The 21,834-nt window shown below is 61.4% G+C and carries 7 protein-coding genes and 5 rRNA genes; 1 reads left to right on the forward strand and 11 read right to left on the reverse strand.

The genetic code is table 11. The features are described 5' to 3' along the window. Positions 1-93: 93 nt before the first annotated feature. Positions 94-1,086, forward strand: a complete 993-nt coding sequence (locus tag BLT71_RS00300) for a hypothetical protein (RefSeq protein ID WP_172829880.1) — start codon at positions 94-96, stop codon at positions 1,084-1,086. A 121-nt stretch (positions 1,087-1,207) separates the two neighbouring features. Here the strand turns inward: BLT71_RS00300 and BLT71_RS20690 are convergent, their stop codons facing one another. From BLT71_RS20690 to BLT71_RS00355, 11 genes are all read right to left on the reverse strand, one after another. Beyond that, entirely contained in the window at positions 1,208-1,645 is a 438-nt protein-coding gene (locus BLT71_RS20690) for an endonuclease domain-containing protein (RefSeq protein ID WP_231994395.1), read from the reverse strand. Positions 1,646-2,303: 658 nt separating this feature from the next. Continuing rightward, positions 2,304-4,328 carry an NHL domain-containing thioredoxin family protein gene (locus tag BLT71_RS00310; protein WP_091716605.1) on the reverse strand — a complete coding sequence of 675 codons (2,025 nt, stop codon included), beginning with the start codon at positions 4,326-4,328 and terminating at the stop codon, positions 2,304-2,306. Next, positions 4,328-6,490 carry a cytochrome c oxidase assembly protein gene (locus BLT71_RS00315; protein WP_091723697.1) on the reverse strand — a complete coding sequence of 721 codons (2,163 nt, stop codon included), beginning with the start codon at positions 6,488-6,490 and terminating at the stop codon, positions 4,328-4,330. The genes BLT71_RS00310 and BLT71_RS00315 overlap by 1 nt, the downstream gene beginning before the upstream one ends. Positions 6,491-6,622: 132 nt before the next feature. Next, on the reverse strand, positions 6,623-6,910 hold the full coding sequence (locus BLT71_RS00320; RefSeq protein WP_015938867.1) for an HU family DNA-binding protein: 288 nt from the start codon (positions 6,908-6,910) through the stop codon (positions 6,623-6,625). Between the two features lie 783 nt (positions 6,911-7,693). Continuing rightward, positions 7,694-7,810: ribosomal RNA gene (gene rrf / locus BLT71_RS00325) — 5S ribosomal RNA — on the reverse strand. 172 nt (positions 7,811-7,982) lie between these two features. Then, positions 7,983-11,110, reverse strand: a 23S ribosomal RNA gene (locus BLT71_RS00330). 489 nt (positions 11,111-11,599) lie between these two features. Further along, positions 11,600-13,120, reverse strand: a 16S ribosomal RNA gene (locus tag BLT71_RS00335). The 16S, 23S and 5S rRNA genes sit together here, the layout of an rRNA operon. Before the next feature lie 562 nt (positions 13,121-13,682). After that, a complete protein-coding gene (locus BLT71_RS00340; protein WP_091716607.1) occupies positions 13,683-16,697 on the reverse strand; it encodes a glycoside hydrolase family 2 TIM barrel-domain containing protein in 3,015 nt (1,004 codons plus the stop codon). Between the two features lie 118 nt (positions 16,698-16,815). Next, positions 16,816-17,823: a LacI family DNA-binding transcriptional regulator gene (locus BLT71_RS00345; protein WP_091716609.1), complete on the reverse strand. Its 1,008-nt coding sequence runs from the start codon at positions 17,821-17,823 to the stop codon at positions 16,816-16,818. Positions 17,824-18,144: 321 nt separating this feature from the next. Next, a 5S ribosomal RNA gene (gene rrf, locus BLT71_RS00350) occupies positions 18,145-18,261 on the reverse strand. Positions 18,262-18,433: 172 nt separating this feature from the next. Beyond that, positions 18,434-21,561: ribosomal RNA gene (locus tag BLT71_RS00355) — 23S ribosomal RNA — on the reverse strand. Between the last annotated feature and the right edge of the window lie 273 nt (positions 21,562-21,834).

Raw genomic sequence — 21,834 nt, forward strand, 5'->3', positions numbered from 1 at the left:
GTCCCTGGTGCCAACGCCGGGCTGCGGCGGGAATTAGGGGAGGCGCCGACTTTAGTGTGCCAACGTACTGACGTTACTGTAATAAACGTGCAGATGAGTCAAGCGTTGGTGAGGATAGCGGCCGGGTGGCTGCTGGGCCTCATGCTTGCCGTGGCCGGAGCCATTGTGGCCATCAACCTGGTCAACAGCACAGTGGCCAGCCCGCAGCAGCCGGTGCGCGAGTACATTGACGCCCTGCAGAGCGGGAACGGCGGCAAGGCGCTGGGCCTCCTGCGGGCCACCGTTCCGCCCAGCAACGCCGCCATGCTCGACGGCACGGCCCTGCAGACTGCTGCGTCGAGGCTCTCCAACGTCCAGATCGGCGAGCCGGAGGAACGTCCGGACAACCGTGTGGCAGTGCCGATGGACTACACCATTGACGGAAGCCGGCTCAGCACCGAATTCGTGCTGCAGAAGACCGGCACCGAATGGATCTTCTTCAACACCTGGGCTTTTGTCCCGTCACGGCTGCCCACGGTGGACATCACAGTGGTGAACGGCAGCGAAGCGAACATCAACGGCGTCCCCGTGAACATGCCCAACGGCCGGAACTCCTTCGCTGTGTTCTACCCCGGCGAATACGAAGCATCGCTGGATGGCCAGTACTTCTCCGCCCCCGCCAGCCGCGCCACGGTGACCGGGCGGGACACCCCCGTGGCTCCGCTGAACCTGCTGACCCAGGCCACCGGCAAGCTCAAGGAGGACGTGTCCGCCAAGGTCCGTGAATTCCTGGATGGCTGCGCCGCCGAAGCCCAGAAGGAGCAGCGGCTGCAGCCCGACTGCCCCTTCTACTACGCCAGCAACAACAGGGTGCAGGACGGCAGCATCAAGTGGTCCGTCACCGAGTACCCCAACGTCTCCATCGAACCCTTTGACGGCCGCTGGGTGGTCTCGCCGCTGGACGGAAAAGCCAAGGTGGAGGCACTGCAGCAAAACTCCTTCACGGGCGCCTGGTACCCGCTCGACGAAGAGGTGGACTTCAGCTTCACCACCCGCCTGGACGTCTCCGGCGACACCGTGAAGGTCACACCCCAGCTGAGCTTCTAGGGTTTCCTGCCTGTGTTGGTTGGCGCCCGGCCACACTGGCCCAGCTTTCCGACGTGGTTTCCAGACCCAGCGTCACGCCGAGCACTCGTTCGGGCCACAGTCCGCTCATGTTCCGCGGAATTCAGGGGTTCCGGCTGTTTCCCTTTGCCAAAACGGTGCCCTGCGTGACGCGGCGAGGCGGTCGGCGGGCCAGAACGGCCTGTACCTGGTTCAGCATGTCCTGTGGATGGAACACCACATCCGAGTAGTAATACCGCAGGGCCGTATACCCCTGGAGAACGGATTCGTTGTTGCGCCGATGGTCCTTTTGAACCTGCTTCCACTCGGCGTGGTGCCGGCCGTCCAGCTCCACCACCAGCCAGCCATCCAGCAGCAGGTCAACGTATCCCACCCGCTCCAGGTAGACCTGGGTTTCAACCCTGATGCCGGCCTGCCGAAAATACGTCCGGGCCAGAGTTTCCAGCAGTGAGTCAGCTCCGGTGTCCACCCACTCCAAAACTGCCCTGGCCTTACCGTTGCGCTTCCCGGGCAACCGCTGGAGCAGGAACTCAAGGGTCATGTCACCACGGCTCACCGCGCACTCCACCATGACCAGAGACTCTGCAAAGGGCAGGCACCGCAGGGCGTGGATTAGCACGTCTACCAGAGCTGCCACCGGCTGATGGGATGCCGGCGGCAGGAGCAGCCCTGCGTGGTGAACAGCTCCGGTGGAGACGGACTCCCGGCGACGGTGGTGGACGTGGCGCAGCCTATCGGAGGGCAGCGACCACAGGCTGTAGGCCGAAGCGGCACTTGAGCACGTCAAGACTTCGCGGTTCCTCAGCGCGGCCACTAGATGCGACGAGGCCGTTGGCAGCGCATACAGTCCGCGATCCGGCTGTAGCAACCCGGCCCGGACGGCCCTCCGGAGGGAAGCGTCATCCACGCCCAGTCTTATCAGTGCAGGCCGTCGGGCAGCTCCACCGCAAATTTCCAGCGCCTTGTGCACGTCCATGCGGCCATGCTGGCTCTCCCCCGCCCTTCCAGGCAGCTCCCGGCGGGCGTATGTGGATAACGGTGCGTGTTGGACCGCGTCACGGAGGGCATGCTTTTGCGCCCTGCACCCGCTGCAACCCCCGGAATACCGCGGGAGGAACCTGCCCGCGCATACAAAAGCCTGCCGCCCGTGACGGACGGGTCACGGGCGGCAGCCTCAAAGCGCGTTCGGCGGCGGCGTGTCAGTCCATGCCGCGGAGGTCCAGGACCAGCTCGGTGTCGCCGTCGGCCTGAAGCAGCACCGGGATGCCCCAGTCCTGCTGGTACAGGTGGCAGGCGGCGTGGTCCGGGATCTCGCCGTCCTCGGTCTCCGGCCCGTCGCAGGCTGCGGCGCGGGCGGTAATGTGCAGCACGCCCTCGGGAACGTCCGGGGAGAGCTCCAGCGTGCGCAGCAGCCCCACGGAGGTGCCGCCGCCGGACACCAGCAGCTCGGGCGGCGTGGAGGAGATCTTCAGCTGGGTGGGGTCACCCCAGCGGTCGTCGAGCTTCTGCCCGGTCGGGGCGGTGAAGCGGACCGTCAGTTCCAGGGGTCCCGGAGCTACGGGGCTCTTGGGCCGCTGCGTCTGGGAGGCGCCCTCGTCCACCTGCTGGGCTTCCTTGGGAATGGGCACGTACACCAGCTGGTGCTTGTTGGCCTCCACCACTACCAGCAGCGGCTCAGCGCCGGCAGCCCCGGTGGCGTCCACAATCACGTCGGACGGCTCGGCGAGGCCACGGGCCAGCGTGGACACGGTGCCGTTGGCGGGGTCATACCGGCGGACGGCGCCGTTGTAGGTATCGGCGATGGCTACGGAGCCATCCGGGAGGACCGTGACGCCCAGCGGGTGCTGCAGCCGGGCCTCGGCCGCAGTACCGTCGCGGAAGCCGAAGTCGAACAGGCCCTTGCCCACGGCGGTCTTCACGGTCACCGTCCCGGCGTCGTCGATCACCAGCGTGCGCAGCGCCGATGTTTCAGAGTCGGCGACCCAGATATTCCCGTCCGCGTCCTCGGCAAGGCCTGAGGACTGGGCGAACCAGGACTCGTGTGCAGGGCCGTCCAGCAGCCCTTCCAGTCCGTTGCCGGCCACGATGGCCACGCCGCCGGTGAGGGGGTCGAAGCTGAAGATCTGGTGCGTGCCGGCCATGGCCACCACCACGGCGTTCAGCTTGCGCGACCACACAACGTCCCAGGGAGAGCTCAGCGAGACGTCCAGGGGGTCATTGCCCAGGGAACCGCTGAAGCCGGCACCGTCCTCGTCCACGCGGGCAGGCCCGGTTTCCAGGAGCCGCTGCACCCCGTTGCCGGCAAGGGTCAGTGCCTTGCCGTCCGTCAGGGACAGGCCGCGGAGGCGGTGGTTGACCGAGTCGGCAATAACGACGTCGTAGCCCGTCTTGGCTGCCACGTCTTCCGGCAGCAGGACCAGGCCTTGGGGCTCGTTGAACTGTGCGGTGGCGTCTTCCCCGGCGGCAGGACCGTCGGAGTAGCCCTTGGTACCCGAGCCGTAGGTGGCAAGGACAGTTTCGAAGTCCGTGCCGAGTTCCACGAGGCGGTGGTGGCCGGTGTCGGTGACCAGCCAGGAACCCTTGCCGTCGGAACCGCTGGCGGCGGCACCCGCTGCCGTGCCGCCGTCGGACGCTTCCTCCCCGGCCGTGGACCCGCGGCCTGCCGGCAGGAAGAGCGCCTTGCCGGGGAAGCGCAGGGTGCCGGAAGTGGCCTCAGGGGCCACGTACGGGCCGGAGCCGCGGTGCAGCGTGCCCTTGGCCTCATGTTCGGCGATCAGCTCGGGGATCAGCACTGCCAGGCCGTCTGCGTGGCCTTCACCGGACAGGTGCGCCACGATGTAGCCCTCGGGGTCGATGACCACCAGGGTGGGCCAGGCGCGGGCGGTGTAGGCCTTCCAGGTGTCCAGTTCAGGATCGTCCAGGACGGGGTGGTGGATCTCGTAGCGCTCCACGGCTGCGGCCAGGGCCACGGGATCGGCCTCGTGCTCGAACTTGGGCGAGTGGACACCCACCGTCACCAGGACATCCGAATACTGCTCCTCCAGCGGCCGCAGCTCGTCCAGGACGTGCAGGCAGTTGATGCAGCAGAAGGTCCAGAAATCGAGCAGGACGATCTTGCCGCGGAGGGCTTCGAGGTCCAGGGTCTTGCCGCCGGTGTTCAGCCAGTTGCGGCCCACCAGTTCGGAGGCCCGGACCCGGGCATGGGTGCGTACGGTTTCGCTCATCAGCGTCCTTCCAGCTTGTTGCGGTCAGCCAGCCTGGCATCGCGTTCAGCCAATTTGGCAAACATATCGTTGTAAGCGGCCAGATCGGCGTCGTTATTCCTGTCCGCCGCGCGGTCCACGCGTTTGGTCTCCCGCTGGTCCGAGCGGGACCACATGATCGCGACGCCGATTGCCACCAGGAGCGTGGGCACCTCACCGATGCCCCAGGCCACCGCTCCGCCGGTCTGCTGGTCGGCCAGCGCGGACTGGCCCCACGTGCGGCCCAGGTTGCCGAAGTAGTCGGCTGCGAGCAGCCCGGTGCCGCCCATGATGGAGACGCCGAAGAACGCGTGGAAGCCCATGGTGGCGAGGAGCAGCAGCAGCCGCATGGGGTACGGGGCCCTGCGCGGCAGGGGATCGGTGCCGATCATGGTGAGCACGAAAATGTACCCGGTGAGGAGGAAGTGCAGGTTCATGAGTTCGTGGCCAACGTGCTCGCGCATGGCGTAGCCGAACAGATCGGAGAAGTAGAAGATCACGATCGAGCCGGCGAAGTTGGCCGCGGCAAACAGCGGATGCGTGACCAGCTGGGAGAACTTCGAGTGAACGAACACCAGGATCCATTCGCGGGCACCCCGTGAGCCGTCGCCGCGGGCGGGCAGCGCGCGCAGGGCCAGCGTCACCGGGGCGCCGAGCACCAGGAAGATGGGCGCCACCATGGTCAGGGCCATGTGGTCCACCATGTGTGCCGAGAAGAGGATGCGGCCATACACCGCCGGCGGCCCTGACGTGATGTAGGTGAGGACTATGAGGCCGATGATCCAGTTGACGGTGCGGAACCAGTGCCACTTGTCGCCGCGGCGGTGGACCTTGGCGACGCCCAGGACGTAGGTCACGAGCCCGAACAGGGCTACCGCGATCCACAGCCAGTCCAGGCGCCACTCGGTGAACCACCGGGTGGCGGTCAGTTCCGGGGGGAGCTCGTAGCCGGTCAGGATGAAAGCCGGCGAGGCGTCGGGTGCGAACGTGGTGGGCTGCGGGGGCGCTGAGCGGCCCAGCGCGACGGCGATACCTGAGGTTGCGCCCATCACCAGGAGTTCGGCGAGGAGCAGTTGCCAGAGCACACGCCGGGAAGACATGGTGGATCCCTTGCGGCCCAACTGCGGGATGACCCACTGCCGGTGCATGAACCCGATGCCGCCCAGGACCAGGGTGGCGGCGGACTTAGCAAGGATCAGCTGTCCGTATGACGAGCCGAAGAGGTCTCCCCAGCTGGTGATCCGGATGCTGGCATTGATGACACCGGAAGCGAAGACCAGGAAGAAGGCGAAACCGGCGAGGGTAGAGAACCGGCGCAGCGTCGGCTCGGTGATGTCCGTTGTTGCACCGGCCTTGGGGCCGGTGAGGATCCCGGACAGGAGTGCCAGCAGGATGATGCCGCCCACCCAGGTGCTCACACCCACCAGGTGGAGTCCGAGAGAGTTGATGGCCCCTTCATGGTCCGAGGAGCTGGACGAGTGGCCGATCAGGGCCGTAGGGACGAGGCCGATCAGCGCCAGGATCAGGGTGAGGGCCAGGCCGCCCAGGGACCGGACCCCGAACAGTGCCGTGGTGACGACGGCAGCGATGATCGTTACCGCCAGCCAGGCCCGCCCGGTCTCGATGTCTGTCATGAAGTAGACGAGCGCCTGGGTGAATTCGGCGTCACCCGAAAGGGGTTGTCCGGCCACATCCGCGTAGGTCAGGACCAGCACGGCGATAGCGGACAGGGTCCACACCGCACCTGCGGCGGCTGCTACGGCGAGGGCCCGGCTGAAGGCTGGGTGTTCCGGGCCGTCCTTGTCTCCGGCGTCGCCTTTGTCCCGGCTGCGCTTTGACAGGCTCCTGGGGAGAATCCCTACGGCGAAGATCAGGCCGCCGATGACAGTGGCCACGGCCACGTTGTGCAGCGCCTTACTGATCGGAAGCCCCCAGCGCACCAGTGCGCCGGGATCGGAGACGCCGCGGGTCACTGCAGCGCCGGAGAAAATCAGTGCTGCGACGAGGGCCAGGAACACCGCAGCAAGACCGGCGAGCTGCCAGCCTTTCGGGATTCCGAGGGCATTGCCGCCCGTCCCCTTCGCTCCGTTCCCGGGAGCGGGCTGAGGCGTGGCGGAACGTGGTTTTGCGGCAGAAGACACCACTACATTGTCCGCCACGCCGGGCTGTGCGGCGAATCGGCCGGTGGCTCCGGGCCGGGGCTTAAAGCAAGAGGAGCGGTGACCCTCAGGTCACCGCTCCCAGAGCTGCTCCGGCGTTGCGCCGGGCGAAGAAGCCTACTTCTTGTTGGAGACGGCAGCCTTCAGCTTGGAGCCGGCGGTCAGCTTGACGCTGTGGCCTGCTGCGATCTGGATGGTCTCACCCGTCTGCGGGTTGCGGCCGGTGCGAGCTGCACGGTCGGTGCGCTCCACTGCCAGCCAGCCCGGGATGGTGATCTTCTCGCCAGCGGCGACAGAAGTCTCGAAAACCTCGAACAGTGCGTCGAGGACGGTGTTGACGGCTGCCTGGCTGGTGCCGGCCTTGCCCGCTACCTCTGCAACAAGTTCACTACGGTTCTTAGCCATTGATGTCCTCCTGGACGGTCTGGTTACGGAGCCCGCACGCGGTGTGCGCGCAGGCCACTGTTCGAAAACTTACCAGCTACCACCCCTCGGGGCCGCAAATTCCGCGTGTTTCCGCGACTTTTTGAGGTTAATCACCGCATATTGGGGGGTTTTTCGCCCTCAGCGGAGCCTGACAGGTCACGTTGGGACGTTGAGATACGTACGACGCCGGCGGGCACCTTCCAGCCTCAGCCCGCCGGAGCCTCCCCCACTCCCTGTGACGCGAGCTCACTAGTGGCGGCTGTTCGTCGGATGCGCGCTCACTTGTGGCGGCTATCCCTGTGACGCGCGCTCACTCGTGGTGGCTATCCCTCCGACGCGCGCTCACTCGTGGTGGCTATCCCTCCGACGCGCGCTCAATAGTGGTGGCTATCATTCTGATGCGCGTTCAGCTGCAGTGAGCGCGGGTCAGGGTCTGAGCCGCCAGTAATGAGCGGGAGTCCGGGTGGGAACCGCCACGACGGAGCGGGGGTCCGGGCCTGAGCCGCCAGAACTGAGCGGGGGTCCGGGCCTGAACCGCTACGAGTGAGCGCGGATCCGGACCAGAGCCGCCAGAACTGAGCGCGGATCCGGGCCTAAGCCGCCACGACTGAGCGGGGGTTCGGGTGGGTGCCGCCAGGAGTGGGCGGGGGTCCGGGTGCTGCCACGTTTGGGTGTGTGGTGTGTGGTGTGTGGTGTGTGGTGTGTGGTGGTTAAAGTGGTAGGGCCCTGACATGGTGTGTGTCAGGGCCCTACTCAATGTTTGTCCGGCGGTGTCCTACTCTCCCACACCCTCCCGGGTGCAGTACCATCGGCGCTGTGGGTCTTAGCTTCCGGGTTCGGAATGGGACCGGGCGTTTCCCCCACGCTATGACCGCCGTAACCCTTCTACCCGTCACCAACCCCGCTGGGGGTGGTGTGGGAAATTTGTGGTTACAACATTCCTGCCCTGGGGCAGGTGTGTGGTGTTGTATTCAGTTGTGGGTTCCGCCAACAAAGGGTTGTTGGTTGGGAACCACATAGTGGACGCAAGCAGAGTTATGTATTTATCTGTGTGGTGTAAGTTGTTGGCCTATTAGTACCGGTCAGCTTCACGAGTCGTTAGTCCTCGCTTCCACATCCGGCCTATCAACCCAGTGGTCTGGCTGGGGGCCTCTCACACAATAAAGTGTATGGAAATCTCATCTCGAAGCGAGCTTCCCGCTTAGATGCTTTCAGCGGTTATCCCATCCGAACGTAGCTAATCAGCGGTGCACTTGGCAGTACAACTGACACACCAGAGGTTCGTCCGTCCCGGTCCTCTCGTACTAAGGACAGCCCTTCTCAAATTTCCTGCGCGCGCAGCGGATAGGGACCGAACTGTCTCACGACGTTCTAAACCCAGCTCGCGTACCGCTTTAATGGGCGAACAGCCCAACCCTTGGGACCTACTCCAGCCCCAGGATGCGACGAGCCGACATCGAGGTGCCAAACCATGCCGTCGATATGGACTCTTGGGCAAGATCAGCCTGTTATCCCCGAGGTACCTTTTATCCGTTGAGCGACGGCCATTCCACAATGTACCGCCGGATCACTAGTCCCGACTTTCGTCCCTGCTCGAGATGTCTCTCTCACAGTCAAGCTCCCTTGTGCACTTACACTCGACACCTGATTGCCAACCAGGCTGAGGGAACCTTTGGGCGCCTCCGTTACTTTTTAGGAGGCAACCGCCCCAGTTAAACTACCCATCAGGCACTGTCCCTGACCCGGATTACGGGCCGAAGTTAGATGTCCAAAGTGACCAGAGTGGTATTTCAACGATGACTCCACCCGAACTGGCGTCCGGGCTTCAACGTCTCCCACCTATCCTACACAAGCCACTCCGAACACCAATACCAAACTATAGTAAAGGTCTCGGGGTCTTTCCGTCCTGCTGCGCGTAACGAGCATCTTTACTCGTACTGCAATTTCGCCGAGTTTATGGTTGAGACAGCGGGGAAGTCGTTACTCCATTCGTGCAGGTCGGAACTTACCCGACAAGGAATTTCGCTACCTTAGGATGGTTATAGTTACCACCGCCGTTTACTGGGGCTTAAATTCTCAGCTTCGCCTTACGGCTAACCGGTCCTCTTAACCTTCCAGCACCGGGCAGGAGTCAGTCCGTATACATCGTCTTGCGACTTCGCACGGACCTGTGTTTTTAGTAAACAGTCGCTTCCCCCTGGTCTCTGCGGCCCCGATCCCCTCCACACCGCAAGGGTGTATCAAGGTTGGGGCCCCCCTTCTCCCGAAGTTACGGGGGCATTTTGCCGAGTTCCTTAACCATAATTCTCTCGATCGCCTTAGTATTCTCTACCTGATCACCTGTGTCGGTTTGGGGTACGGGCGGCTAAAACCTCGCGTCGATGCTTTTCTCGGCAGCATAGGATCACCAAATCCCCCCAAACGGGGGTCCCATCAGATCTCAGGCATCATGAGTGGCGGATTTGCCTACCACTCGCCCTACATCCTTAGACCGGGACAACCATCGCCCGGCTCGGCTACCTTCCTGCGTCACACCTGTTAATACGCTTGCCTCCCAGGATCAGGTCCTGCGCTCCACCAAAACCCTCACACCACAAGGGTGATCGGGCAGGTCTCGGGCAGTTAGTATCCCCTGTTCAACATGGGCGGTTTTTCGCCGGTACGGGAATATCAACCCGTTGTCCATCGACTACGCCTGTCGGCCTCGCCTTAGGTCCCGACTTACCCAGGGCAGATTAGCTTGACCCTGGAACCCTTGATCATTCGGCGGACGGGTTTCTCACCCGTCTTTCGCTACTCATGCCTGCATTCTCACTCGTGTAGGCTCCACCGCTGGTTTCCACCGCGACTTCACTGCCCACACGACGCTCCCCTACCCATCCAAACGCCTGAACCACAAGGGCTTAGCTAATATTTGAATGCCACAACTTCGGCGGTGTACTTGAGCCCCGCTACATTGTCGGCGCGGAATCACTTGACCAGTGAGCTATTACGCACTCTTTTAAGGGTGGCTGCTTCTAAGCCAACCTCCTGGTTGTCTTCGCAACTCCACATCCTTTCCCACTTAGCACACGCTTAGGGGCCTTAGTTGGTGGTCTGGGCTGTTTCCCTCTCGACTATGAAGCTTATCCCCCACAGTCTCACTGCTACGCTCTCACTTACCGGCATTCGGAGTTTGGCTGACGTCAGTAACCTTGTAGGGCCCATTAGCCATCCAGTAGCTCTACCTCCGGTAAGAAACACGCAACGCTGCACCTAAATGCATTTCGGGGAGAACCAGCTATCACGAAGTTTGATTGGCCTTTCACCCCTACCCACAGCTCATCCCCTCCATTTTCAACTGAAGTGGGTTCGGTCCTCCACGACGTCTTACCGTCGCTTCAACCTGGCCATGGGTAGATCACTTCGCTTCGGGTCTAGATCACGCCACTCAAACGCCCTATTCAGACTCGCTTTCGCTACGGCTGCCCCACACGGGTTAACCTCGCGACGTAACACTAACTCGCAGGCTCATTCTTCAAAAGGCACGCCGTCACAACTACTAAGGTTGCTCCGACGGATTGTAAGCACACGGTTTCAGGTACTGTTTCACTCCCCTCCCGGGGTACTTTTCACCTTTCCCTCACGGTACTGGTCCGCTATCGGTCATTAGGGAGTATTTAGGCTTATCAGGTGGTCCTGACAGATTCGCACGGGATTTCTCGGGCCCCGTACTACTTGGGATACATCAACAAGGCGGTGCAACGCATTACAGTTACGGGACTAACACCCTCTCTGGCCGGCCTTTCAAGACCGTTCACCTATACGCACACCCACACCCCGTCAGCCCGGCAGAACTGACACGTAATGTCCCACAACCCCGACCATGCAACGCCCGCCGGCTATCACACATGGAACGGTTTAGCCTGATCCGCGTTCGCTCGCCACTACTAACGGAATCACTATTGTTTTCTCTTCCTGCGGGTACTGAGATGTTTCACTTCCCCGCGTTCCCTCCACGCACCCTATGTGTTCAGATGCGGGTCACCAGGTAACTCGCGCTCCTGGCGGGGTTTCCCCATTCGGACACCCTGGGATCACAGTCCGGTTATCGACTCCCCCAGGCTTATCGCAGATTCCTACGTCCTTCTTCGGCTCCTAATGCCAAGGCATCCACCGTGTGCTCTTAAAAACTTGACCACAAAGATCAAAAACTAATTTCGAGAGAACCACGAAAACTGTCCCGCACACCCAAAGGCGCACGAACCAGATCCAGGTTCATTTATCTTGGAAATTGCTTCTTATACAAGATGCTCGCGTCCACTATGTAGTTCTCAAACAACAACCCCACACCACACACCCCACACACAACACGTGCATGATCGGTGCAGCAGGGAAACCAGAAACAAAGTACCGACAAGAACCCCAAGGGCCCTCCCCGGTCCTGTTGCCTCAGGACCCAACAGTGTGCCAAACACTACCCAGCAGACCAAACCACCCACGTTCCAGGACCACCCCCACAAAGGGATCAGTCCGTACTAGCAAACAGTCCGTGCCACCAGGCACCTATTCGTTGATATTCCACCCTTGAGCACCCGCCACGAAACATTCGTCCGTGCAACGGGCATTACTCCTGACAACCCCCACCACCAACAAGCGTCGGCATGAGCGGTTATAGGTGCTCCTTAGAAAGGAGGTGATCCAGCCGCACCTTCCGGTACGGCTACCTTGTTACGACTTAGTCCCAATCGCCAGTCCCACCTTCGACGGCTCCCCCCCAAAAGGGTTAGGCCACCGGCTTCGGGTGTTACCAACTTTCGTGACTTGACGGGCGGTGTGTACAAGGCCCGGGAACGTATTCACCGCAGCGTTGCTGATCTGCGATTACTAGCGACTCCGACTTCATGGGGTCGAGTTGCAGACCCCAATCCGAACTGAGACCGGCTTTTTGGGATTAGCTCCACCTCACAGTATCGCAACCCTTTGTACCGGCCATTGTAGCATGCGTGAAGCCCAAGACATAAGGGGCATGATGATTTGACGTCGTCCCCACCTTCCTCCGAGTTGACCCCGGCAGTCTCCTATGAGTCCCCACCATCACGTGCTGGCAACATAGAACGAGGGTTGCGCTCGTTGCGGGACTTAACCCAACATCTCACGACACGAGCTGACGACAACCATGCACCACCTGTAAACCGACCACAAGTGGGGCACCTGTTTCCAGGCGTTTCCGGTTCATGTCAAGCCTTGGTAAGGTTCTTCGCGTTGCATCGAATTAATCCGCATGCTCCGCCGCTTGTGCGGGCCCCCGTCAATTCCTTTGAGTTTTAGCCTTGCGGCCGTACTCCCCAGGCGGGGCACTTAATGCGTTAGCTACGGCGCGGAAAACGTGGAATGTCCCCCACACCTAGTGCCCAACGTTTACGGCATGGACTACCAGGGTATCTAATCCTGTTCGCTCCCCATGCTTTCGCTCCTCAGCGTCAGTTAATGCCCAGAGACCTGCCTTCGCCATCGGTGTTCCTCCTGATATCTGCGCATTTCACCGCTACACCAGGAATTCCAGTCTCCCCTACATCACTCTAGTCTGCCCGTACCCACCGCAGATCCGGAGTTGAGCCCCGGACTTTCACGGCAGACGCGACAAACCGCCTACGAGCTCTTTACGCCCAATAATTCCGGATAACGCTTGCGCCCTACGTATTACCGCGGCTGCTGGCACGTAGTTAGCCGGCGCTTCTTCTGCAGGTACCGTCACTTACGCTTCTTCCCTACTGAAAGAGGTTTACAACCCGAAGGCCGTCATCCCTCACGCGGCGTCGCTGCATCAGGCTTGCGCCCATTGTGCAATATTCCCCACTGCTGCCTCCCGTAGGAGTCTGGGCCGTGTCTCAGTCCCAGTGTGGCCGGTCACCCTCTCAGGCCGGCTACCCGTCGTCGCCTTGGTAGGCCATTACCCCACCAACAAGCTGATAGGCCGCGAGTCCATCCAAAACCGCAAAAGCTTTCCACCAACCACCATGCGATGGAAGGTCATATCCGGTATTAGACCCAGTTTCCCAGGCTTATCCCAGAGTCAAGGGCAGGTTACTCACGTGTTACTCACCCGTTCGCCACTAATCCCCCCACAAGTGAGGTTCATCGTTCGACTTGCATGTGTTAAGCACGCCGCCAGCGTTCATCCTGAGCCAGGATCAAACTCTCCGTTGAAGTAAAACAGACACAACCAAGCACCACGGAAATAACGCGGAACCAGGCTGCACAAAATTTGAAACCAGCTAAAAACACCATGCACACCACGGGGTGGCGGCACAGCACAATCAACCAATTCAATAAAAAATTGGTATCAACAAACTTGGCACACTATTGAGTTCTCAAACAACAGACACACCCGGCACCACCCAAACATTTCCAGTTCAAGATCGCTCCGGAGCAACTTTCCAAACTTACCCGATCACCCACCACTTCGCAAATCCGCTTTCCAGCGAAACAAAGCGCACAATGATCAGCCCCACCCGCCAGGAACACACCAGAGTGCGAACCATTTTTTAGGCCGTTCAGAAGGGGGTTTTTGTCGCTATCTTTCCGCATCAGCGGCGGCGACTCAGAAAACAATACACGCCCACCAACCCCACCGCAAATCCACTCCCCAACCACGGAAATGGCCCCCAAAACCCGCGCAACCACGCGGATCCCAGGGGCCATCAACACCTACAAGCAGCCCCACCGGACGGAACCAGCCTGTATGCAGTGGCTCACATGTCGCTGGGGCCTACGGACGTACCCGCAGCACTACGGTGAAATCGGCATCCCTGGGCGACAGGCGGTACGGCTCGAGAACGCCCGGTCCACAGGCCCCGGTACCGACACCCCGCATGGCGTTATCGATGTAGACGTAGGTCCGCCCGTCGGCTGCCAGATCGGGCCGGTGCGTTGCTTCGTTGAGTGCAGCCTGGCTGTAGGGACGCACCGTCAGGGCAAAGGGCTCGCCGGCGATGTCCAATGTGGCTCCTCCCACCTCAAGTGCTGCCGAACGCACGCCGGCGCGTGCACCGGATTCCTGGGGCCGCGCATACTCCACATCGAGTTCACCCAAGGGCATGGAGAACCATCCTGTGCGCGTGCCTTGCCCCGTGTCCGGGTATCCCTGGTGTGGCCCCTGCCCGAACCAGCTCACCGCCGACGTTTCGTTGTCCAGCACCAGTTCGAGGCCTATCCGGGCCCACTCCACTTCAAAGCCCGCGTTGACCCAGGATCCCTGCGGCCGCACTTGCGTGCGGAGAGCCAGTGATTCCCCGTCACTGGTCCAGGTGTAGTCGACGAGGACCCCGAACTGCTTGTCTGCAGCACCCACCCTGGTCCGCGTGACGAGCTGCTCCCCGCCGTCGGCGGTGCGTTCAGCGCTGATGCCAAGCAGCCGGGCATGGAGCCGGTCCAGCCCTGCATCCCGCCACTGGGTGGCCAGAGGCCGCGGGTCGGCGCCGCCCCATTCCCTGCCCAGGTCATTGTCAGTGGGGGGCCACCACAGCGAGAGCCCCAGCTTTTCGACGTTGATGCCGCCAATCCGTGTGGGCATCCCGGTCAGCCTGCTGAACACCGCCGGGCCCAGCCGCAACTCATCGTCAGTGGCGGCAACGTGTTCAGCAGCGCGGGGCTCCCCAACACGTGAGACTCCACGCACCGACTGCCCCCAGGCGATCTCGTGGCCGGCGCCGGCCCAGGACGTCGCGGCGGCGAGGACGGCGCTGACGGTGAGGACGGCTGGCCCGTCCGTGTGCGGGAAACTGGAGGGCAACGGAATCGTGGCACCGGACTGCGGCGCCACGTCGGGAACCTCCACCGTGCCGCCGTCGACCGTTTCGCCGTCGGCCTCCACCGCGTACCGGAAGGTGAACACGGACGTGTCCGCGAAATCCTGCCCGTTGTGGATGCTGAGGCCGGACCAATCTCCCGCCACCTGGATGCGCAGCGGCGCCACGACGCGCTTGAAGTCGAGGAGGCCGGGCCGCGGCTTGCGGTTGGCGTCCACCAGTCCATCGGTGACAAAGTTGCCGTCGTGAATTTCCTCACCAAAATCGCCGCCGTAGGCGAAGTGCTCGCCGCCGCCGGGCGTTGGGACGGTGATTCCGTGTTCCAGCCACTCCCACACGAAGCCGCCCATCAGCCTGGGGTGGCGTTCAAAGAGCTCCTGGTATTCGGTCATTCCTCCCGGGCCGTTGCCCATGGCGTGAACGTATTCGCAAAGCACGAAGGGCATGGCGCGGCGCCGGGCATCCAGCTCCGGATCGTCGAGCGGAGGCTCCGTTCCCTGCCCAATCAGTGCAGTTTCGGCCTGGTTGGCGTACATCCGGGAGTACACGTCAACATATGGGGAGGACCAGTCGCCCTCGTAGTGGATGGGGCGTGACGGGTCGCGGTCCTTGGTCCAGCGCGACATCTCGGCCAGGTTCCGGCCGGTACCGGATTCGTTGCCCAACGACCACATCACGACGGATGCGTGGTTCTTGTCCCGCTCCACCGTCCGGCGCATCCGGTCCAGCAGGGCGGCCTCCCACTGGGGATCATCGCTCGGGTTCTGGGCCCAGCCGGCACTCTCGAACCCGTGCGTTTCCAGGTCACACTCCAGCACTACGTAGAAACCGAGCCGGTCAGCCAGGGCAAGGAATTCCGGATGCGGCGGATAGTGCGATGTGCGGATGGCGTTGATGTTGTGCTGCTTCATGAGCTTGAGCTCCGCCTCCATCACCTCCTGCGGAACCACGCGCCCCAGCCGGGGGTGGTGCTCGTGGCGGTTCACTCCGCGGAGCAGGATCCGCCGCCCGTTCACCTTGAACTGGGCATCCTCGATGCTGATGCTGCGGAATCCCAGCTGCAGGGACACTGTTTCGGCCGGGGTGCTGACTGTTGCCTCATACAGGCGGGGCAACTCAGCAGACCAGGGTGCGACGGATGGCAAGCGATGCTCCTGGCCGGCCGTAAGCTCCACGTCCAGTTCGGGAACGCGTACGACGGCGTCAATCGCCTCTCCGCCTCGGCTCGCCTCCACGCGCAGGACACCTTCGCCCGTGCGGGGGTCGTAGTCAGCGTGGACGAAGACATCATCGATGCCGTCCGCGGGGCGGGCTTGGAGGGTGACATCCCGGAAGATCCCCGGGAGCCACCACATGTCCTGGTCCTCCACGTAACTGGCGGCCGAGAACTGCGCCACCCGCACGGCCAGCGTGTTGCTGCCCTCCGTGAGGATTCCTGAGACATCGAATTCGTGGGCAAGCCGGCTGCCACGCGTGGTGCCGAGTTCGACGCCGTTCAGCCACACCGTGCCGGCGGAGTCGATACCGTCGAAACGCAGCAGTGCGCTGGGGAAGAACTCAGGGCCCGCGTGGAACGTCAGGAGGTGGTCGCCAATGGGGTTGGCTTCCGGCACATGCGGGGGTTCAACGGCAAACGGAAACTGGATGTTTGTGTAAGCCGGCGCGCCGTGCCCGTGCATGGGCCAGCTGGACGGAACCGGCAGGGTCCCGAAGCCGTCCAGCTCCTGGCCCAGCTGCCACCCCTCGGCAGGGGCGCTGCGGATGCCGGGGCTGAGGCGGAACTGCCAGTCGCCGTTCAAGGACAGCCGCGGGGCATCGCTGTCGAGATAGGCCCGGGGAGGGAGCGCGCCCCGTCCCGGCGCCACAGAAGACAACTCGAGAACGCCTCCGGCTCCGAGTTCAAGACTGCGCGGCACGGCGTCGGAGGCATCACTGGCAACAGCGTTCGACACCGTTGTGGAGGACTGGACAGGCATGGGACTTCCTTGAAGGCTGGGGGCATTTAGCTTCGTCGTGAACGTTCACGGAACGCAAGTATAAGCGTAGCCTCTCGGTCCCTTCATGGGTAGGGGTGAGGTTGCACATCAGCCTGGCCTAAGCCGACTGGCGCACCACCAGCTCGTGCCGCAGGAGCAGGGCCGAGGCACTGCCGTGCGGTTCAATTGCTCCGGACAGGAGGCCTTCAAGGAGGCCGACGGCGGCCCGGCCCACGGACCGCAGGTCCAGGGACAGCGTGGTCAGCTCAGGGGACACCAGCTCCCCCAGCGGTATCCCGTCCATCCCGATGACGGCCACATCCTGAGGCACGTTCCGTCCAGCGGCTTGCAACGCCTTCAATGCGCCGGCCGCCATCAGGTCGTTGAAAACCAGGAGTCCGTCGATTTCGATCTTTCCGGTCAACAGTGCGCTGACCGCATCCCGTGCATGTGCAGCTGAGGGCTCCGCCGCAAACTTCAGCAACTGAACTTCGCGTTCCGCAGCGGCAGCAGCCACAGCAGAGCCCCTGCCAGCGGCGATCCCGCCCTGGCTAGAATCCAGGAAGGCGATGTTCCTACAACCATGAGCCACCAGCCGTTCTAGGCCCAGCCGGGCTGCGTAGGCGTAGTCAAAGGAGATCGAGCCGGCTGCCTGTGCCTGGGGGTCGTCGAGCCCAACGACGGGCCGCCGGCCCAGCATCGCCTGGGCTGCGACTGAGTGGTCCCCGAGGTAGCCGATCAATGCGTCCACCTGGGGTGCCAGCCGGGCTGCGGCATCCAGAGCGTTAGCTGCGCCGTGGCCATAGTCATCCACCACCACATTCCATCCCCGCTCCGTGGCGGCCTCAACAACACTCGAGGCAAACGCGGGAAAGTACGGGTTGGTGAGGTCGGGGATGGCCAGGCCTATTGAGGTTCTGGCGCCCTGGACCAGGCCCTTGGCAAACCGGCTTGGCGTATAGCCCAACTCCGCCGCGATCCGCTGCACGCGTTCCCGAGTGGCCTGACTGATGCCCGTCATATCGTTCATGGCCCGGGTGACCGTCTGCCGCGAGACACCGGCCGCGGCGGCAACATCGAGGATGGTGGCGCGGCCCTGTCGCGGCTCTGGGGATCGGGGACTCATAGGCCGTAAGTCTATGCGGCTGGCATAGGAGCCTTCCCCCCTGTGACGCGCGCTCAGCTGTTCTGCGCGGGGCCAGATTATGTGCCGCCAGAAGTGAGCCCGCATCCGGGTGGGAGCCGCCACGACTGAGCGCGGATCCGGGTGGGAACCGCCACGTGTGAGCGCGGATCCGGGTGGGAACCGCCACGACTGAGCAGGCGTCCGCGTGTTGGCCGCCAGGAGTGGGCGGGGGTCCGGGTGCTGCCAGGTGGGTGGGTGGTGTGTGGTGGTTAAAGTGGTAGGGCCCTGACATGGTGTGTGTCAGGGCCCTACTCAAATGATGTCCGGCGGTGTCCTACTCTCCCACACCCTCCCGGGTGCAGTACCATCGGCGCTGTGGGTCTTAGCTTCCGGGTTCGGAATGGGACCGGGCGTTTCCCCCACGCTATGACCGCCGTAACCCTTCTACCCGTCACCAACCCCGCTGGGGGTGGTGTGGGAAATTTGTGGTTACAACATTCCTGCCCTGGGGCAGGTGTGTGGTGTTGTATTCAGTTGTGGGTTCCGCCAACAAAGGGTTGTTGGTTGGGAACCACATAGTGGACGCAAGCAGAGTTATGTATTTATCTGTGTGGTGTAAGTTGTTGGCCTATTAGTACCGGTCAGCTTCACGAGTCGTTAGTCCTCGCTTCCACATCCGGCCTATCAACCCAGTGGTCTGGCTGGGGGCCTCTCACACCCGAGGGTGTATGGAAATCTCATCTCGAAGCGAGCTTCCCGCTTAGATGCTTTCAGCGGTTATCCCATCCGAACGTAGCTAATCAGCGGTGCACTTGGCAGTACAACTGACACACCAGAGGTTCGTCCGTCCCGGTCCTCTCGTACTAAGGACAGCCCTTCTCAAATTTCCTGCGCGCGCAGCGGATAGGGACCGAACTGTCTCACGACGTTCTAAACCCAGCTCGCGTACCGCTTTAATGGGCGAACAGCCCAACCCTTGGGACCTACTCCAGCCCCAGGATGCGACGAGCCGACATCGAGGTGCCAAACCATGCCGTCGATATGGACTCTTGGGCAAGATCAGCCTGTTATCCCCGAGGTACCTTTTATCCGTTGAGCGACGGCCATTCCACAATGTACCGCCGGATCACTAGTCCCGACTTTCGTCCCTGCTCGAGATGTCTCTCTCACAGTCAAGCTCCCTTGTGCACTTACACTCGACACCTGATTGCCAACCAGGCTGAGGGAACCTTTGGGCGCCTCCGTTACTTTTTAGGAGGCAACCGCCCCAGTTAAACTACCCATCAGGCACTGTCCCTGACCCGGATTACGGGCCGAAGTTAGATGTCCAAAGTGACCAGAGTGGTATTTCAACGATGACTCCACCCGAACTGGCGTCCGGGCTTCAACGTCTCCCACCTATCCTACACAAGCCACTCCGAACACCAATACCAAACTATAGTAAAGGTCTCGGGGTCTTTCCGTCCTGCTGCGCGTAACGAGCATCTTTACTCGTACTGCAATTTCGCCGAGTTTATGGTTGAGACAGCGGGGAAGTCGTTACTCCATTCGTGCAGGTCGGAACTTACCCGACAAGGAATTTCGCTACCTTAGGATGGTTATAGTTACCACCGCCGTTTACTGGGGCTTAAATTCTCAGCTTCGCCTTGCGGCTAACCGGTCCTCTTAACCTTCCAGCACCGGGCAGGAGTCAGTCCGTATACATCGTCTTGCGACTTCGCACGGACCTGTGTTTTTAGTAAACAGTCGCTTCCCCCTGGTCTCTGCGGCCCCGATCCCCTCCACACCGCAAGGGTGTATCAAGGTTGGGGCCCCCCTTCTCCCGAAGTTACGGGGGCATTTTGCCGAGTTCCTTAACCATAATTCTCTCGATCGCCTTAGTATTCTCTACCTGATCACCTGTGTCGGTTTGGGGTACGGGCGGCTAAAACCTCGCGTCGATGCTTTTCTCGGCAGCATAGGATCACCAAATCCCCCCAAACGGGGGTCCCATCAGATCTCAGGCATCATGAGTGGCGGATTTGCCTACCACTCGCCCTACATCCTTAGACCGGGACAACCATCGCCCGGCTCGGCTACCTTCCTGCGTCACACCTGTTAATACGCTTGCCTCCCAGGATCAGGTCCTGCGCTCCACCAAAACCCTCACACCACAAGGGTGATCGGGCAGGTCTCGGGCAGTTAGTATCCCCTGTTCAACATGGGCGGTTTTTCGCCGGTACGGGAATATCAACCCGTTGTCCATCGACTACGCCTGTCGGCCTCGCCTTAGGTCCCGACTTACCCAGGGCAGATTAGCTTGACCCTGGAACCCTTGATCATTCGGCGGACGGGTTTCTCACCCGTCTTTCGCTACTCATGCCTGCATTCTCACTCGTGTAGGCTCCACCGCTGGTTTCCACCGCGACTTCACTGCCCACACGACGCTCCCCTACCCATCCAAACGCCTGAACCACAAGGGCTTAGCTAATATTTGAATGCCACAACTTCGGCGGTGTACTTGAGCCCCGCTACATTGTCGGCGCGGAATCACTTGACCAGTGAGCTATTACGCACTCTTTTAAGGGTGGCTGCTTCTAAGCCAACCTCCTGGTTGTCTTCGCAACTCCACATCCTTTCCCACTTAGCACACGCTTAGGGGCCTTAGTTGGTGGTCTGGGCTGTTTCCCTCTCGACTATGAAGCTTATCCCCCACAGTCTCACTGCTACGCTCTCACTTACCGGCATTCGGAGTTTGGCTGACGTCAGTAACCTTGTAGGGCCCATTAGCCATCCAGTAGCTCTACCTCCGGTAAGAAACACGCAACGCTGCACCTAAATGCATTTCGGGGAGAACCAGCTATCACGAAGTTTGATTGGCCTTTCACCCCTACCCACAGCTCATCCCCTCCATTTTCAACTGAAGTGGGTTCGGTCCTCCACGACGTCTTACCGTCGCTTCAACCTGGCCATGGGTAGATCACTTCGCTTCGGGTCTAGATCACGCCACTCAAACGCCCTATTCAGACTCGCTTTCGCTACGGCTGCCCCACACGGGTTAACCTCGCGACGTAACACTAACTCGCAGGCTCATTCTTCAAAAGGCACGCCGTCACAACTACTAAGGTTGCTCCGACGGATTGTAAGCACACGGTTTCAGGTACTGTTTCACTCCCCTCCCGGGGTACTTTTCACCTTTCCCTCACGGTACTGGTCCGCTATCGGTCATTAGGGAGTATTTAGGCTTATCAGGTGGTCCTGACAGATTCGCACGGGATTTCTCGGGCCCCGTACTACTTGGGATACATCAACAAGGCGGTGCAACGCATTACAGTTACGGGACTAACACCCTCTCTGGCCGGCCTTTCAAGACCGTTCACCTATACGCACACCCACACCCCGTCAGCCCGGCAGAACTGACACGTAATGTCCCACAACCCCGACCATGCAACGCCCGCCGGCTATCACACATGGAACGGTTTAGCCTGATCCGCGTTCGCTCGCCACTACTAACGGAATCACTATTGTTTTCTCTTCCTGCGGGTACTGAGATGTTTCACTTCCCCGCGTTCCCTCCACGCACCCTATGTGTTCAGATGCGGGTCACCAGGTAACTCGCGCTCCTGGCGGGGTTTCCCCATTCGGACACCCTGGGATCACAGTCCGGTTATCGACTCCCCCAGGCTTATCGCAGATTCCTACGTCCTTCTTCGGCTCCTAATGCCAAGGCATCCACCGTGTGCTCTTAAAAACTTGACCACAAAGATCAAAAACTAATTTTCGAGAGAACCACGAAAACTGTCCCGCACACCCAAAGGCGCACGAACCAGATCCAGGTTCATATTCTTGGAAATTGCTTCTTATACAAGATGCTCGCGTCCACTATGTAGTTCTCAAACAACAACCCCACACCACACACCCCACACACACAGTGCATGATCGGTGCAGCAGGGAAACCAGAAACAAAGTACCGACAAGAACCCCAAGGGCCCTCCCCGGTCCTGTTGCCTCAGGACCCAACAGTGTGCCAAA

This window comes from Pseudarthrobacter equi (assembly GCF_900105535.1).
Classification (GTDB): domain Bacteria; phylum Actinomycetota; class Actinomycetes; order Actinomycetales; family Micrococcaceae; genus Arthrobacter; species Arthrobacter equi.

What these genes read in the sequence shown, in the direction of transcription:
- BLT71_RS00310 (WP_091716605.1), bottom strand. Translation starts at nt 4,328, where the DNA reads ATGAGCGAAACCGTACGCACCCATGCCCGGGTCCGGGCCTCCGAACTG.
- BLT71_RS00300 (WP_172829880.1), top strand. Translation starts at nt 94, where the DNA reads ATGAGTCAAGCGTTGGTGAGGATAGCGGCCGGGTGGCTGCTGGGCCTC.
- BLT71_RS00345 (WP_091716609.1), bottom strand. Translation starts at nt 17,823, where the DNA reads ATGAGTCCCCGATCCCCAGAGCCGCGACAGGGCCGCGCCACCATCCTC.
- BLT71_RS00320 (WP_015938867.1), bottom strand. Translation starts at nt 6,910, where the DNA reads ATGGCTAAGAACCGTAGTGAACTTGTTGCAGAGGTAGCGGGCAAGGCC.
- BLT71_RS00340 (WP_091716607.1), bottom strand. Translation starts at nt 16,697, where the DNA reads ATGCCTGTCCAGTCCTCCACAACGGTGTCGAACGCTGTTGCCAGTGAT.
- BLT71_RS20690 (WP_231994395.1), bottom strand. Translation starts at nt 1,645, where the DNA reads ATGACCCTTGAGTTCCTGCTCCAGCGGTTGCCCGGGAAGCGCAACGGT.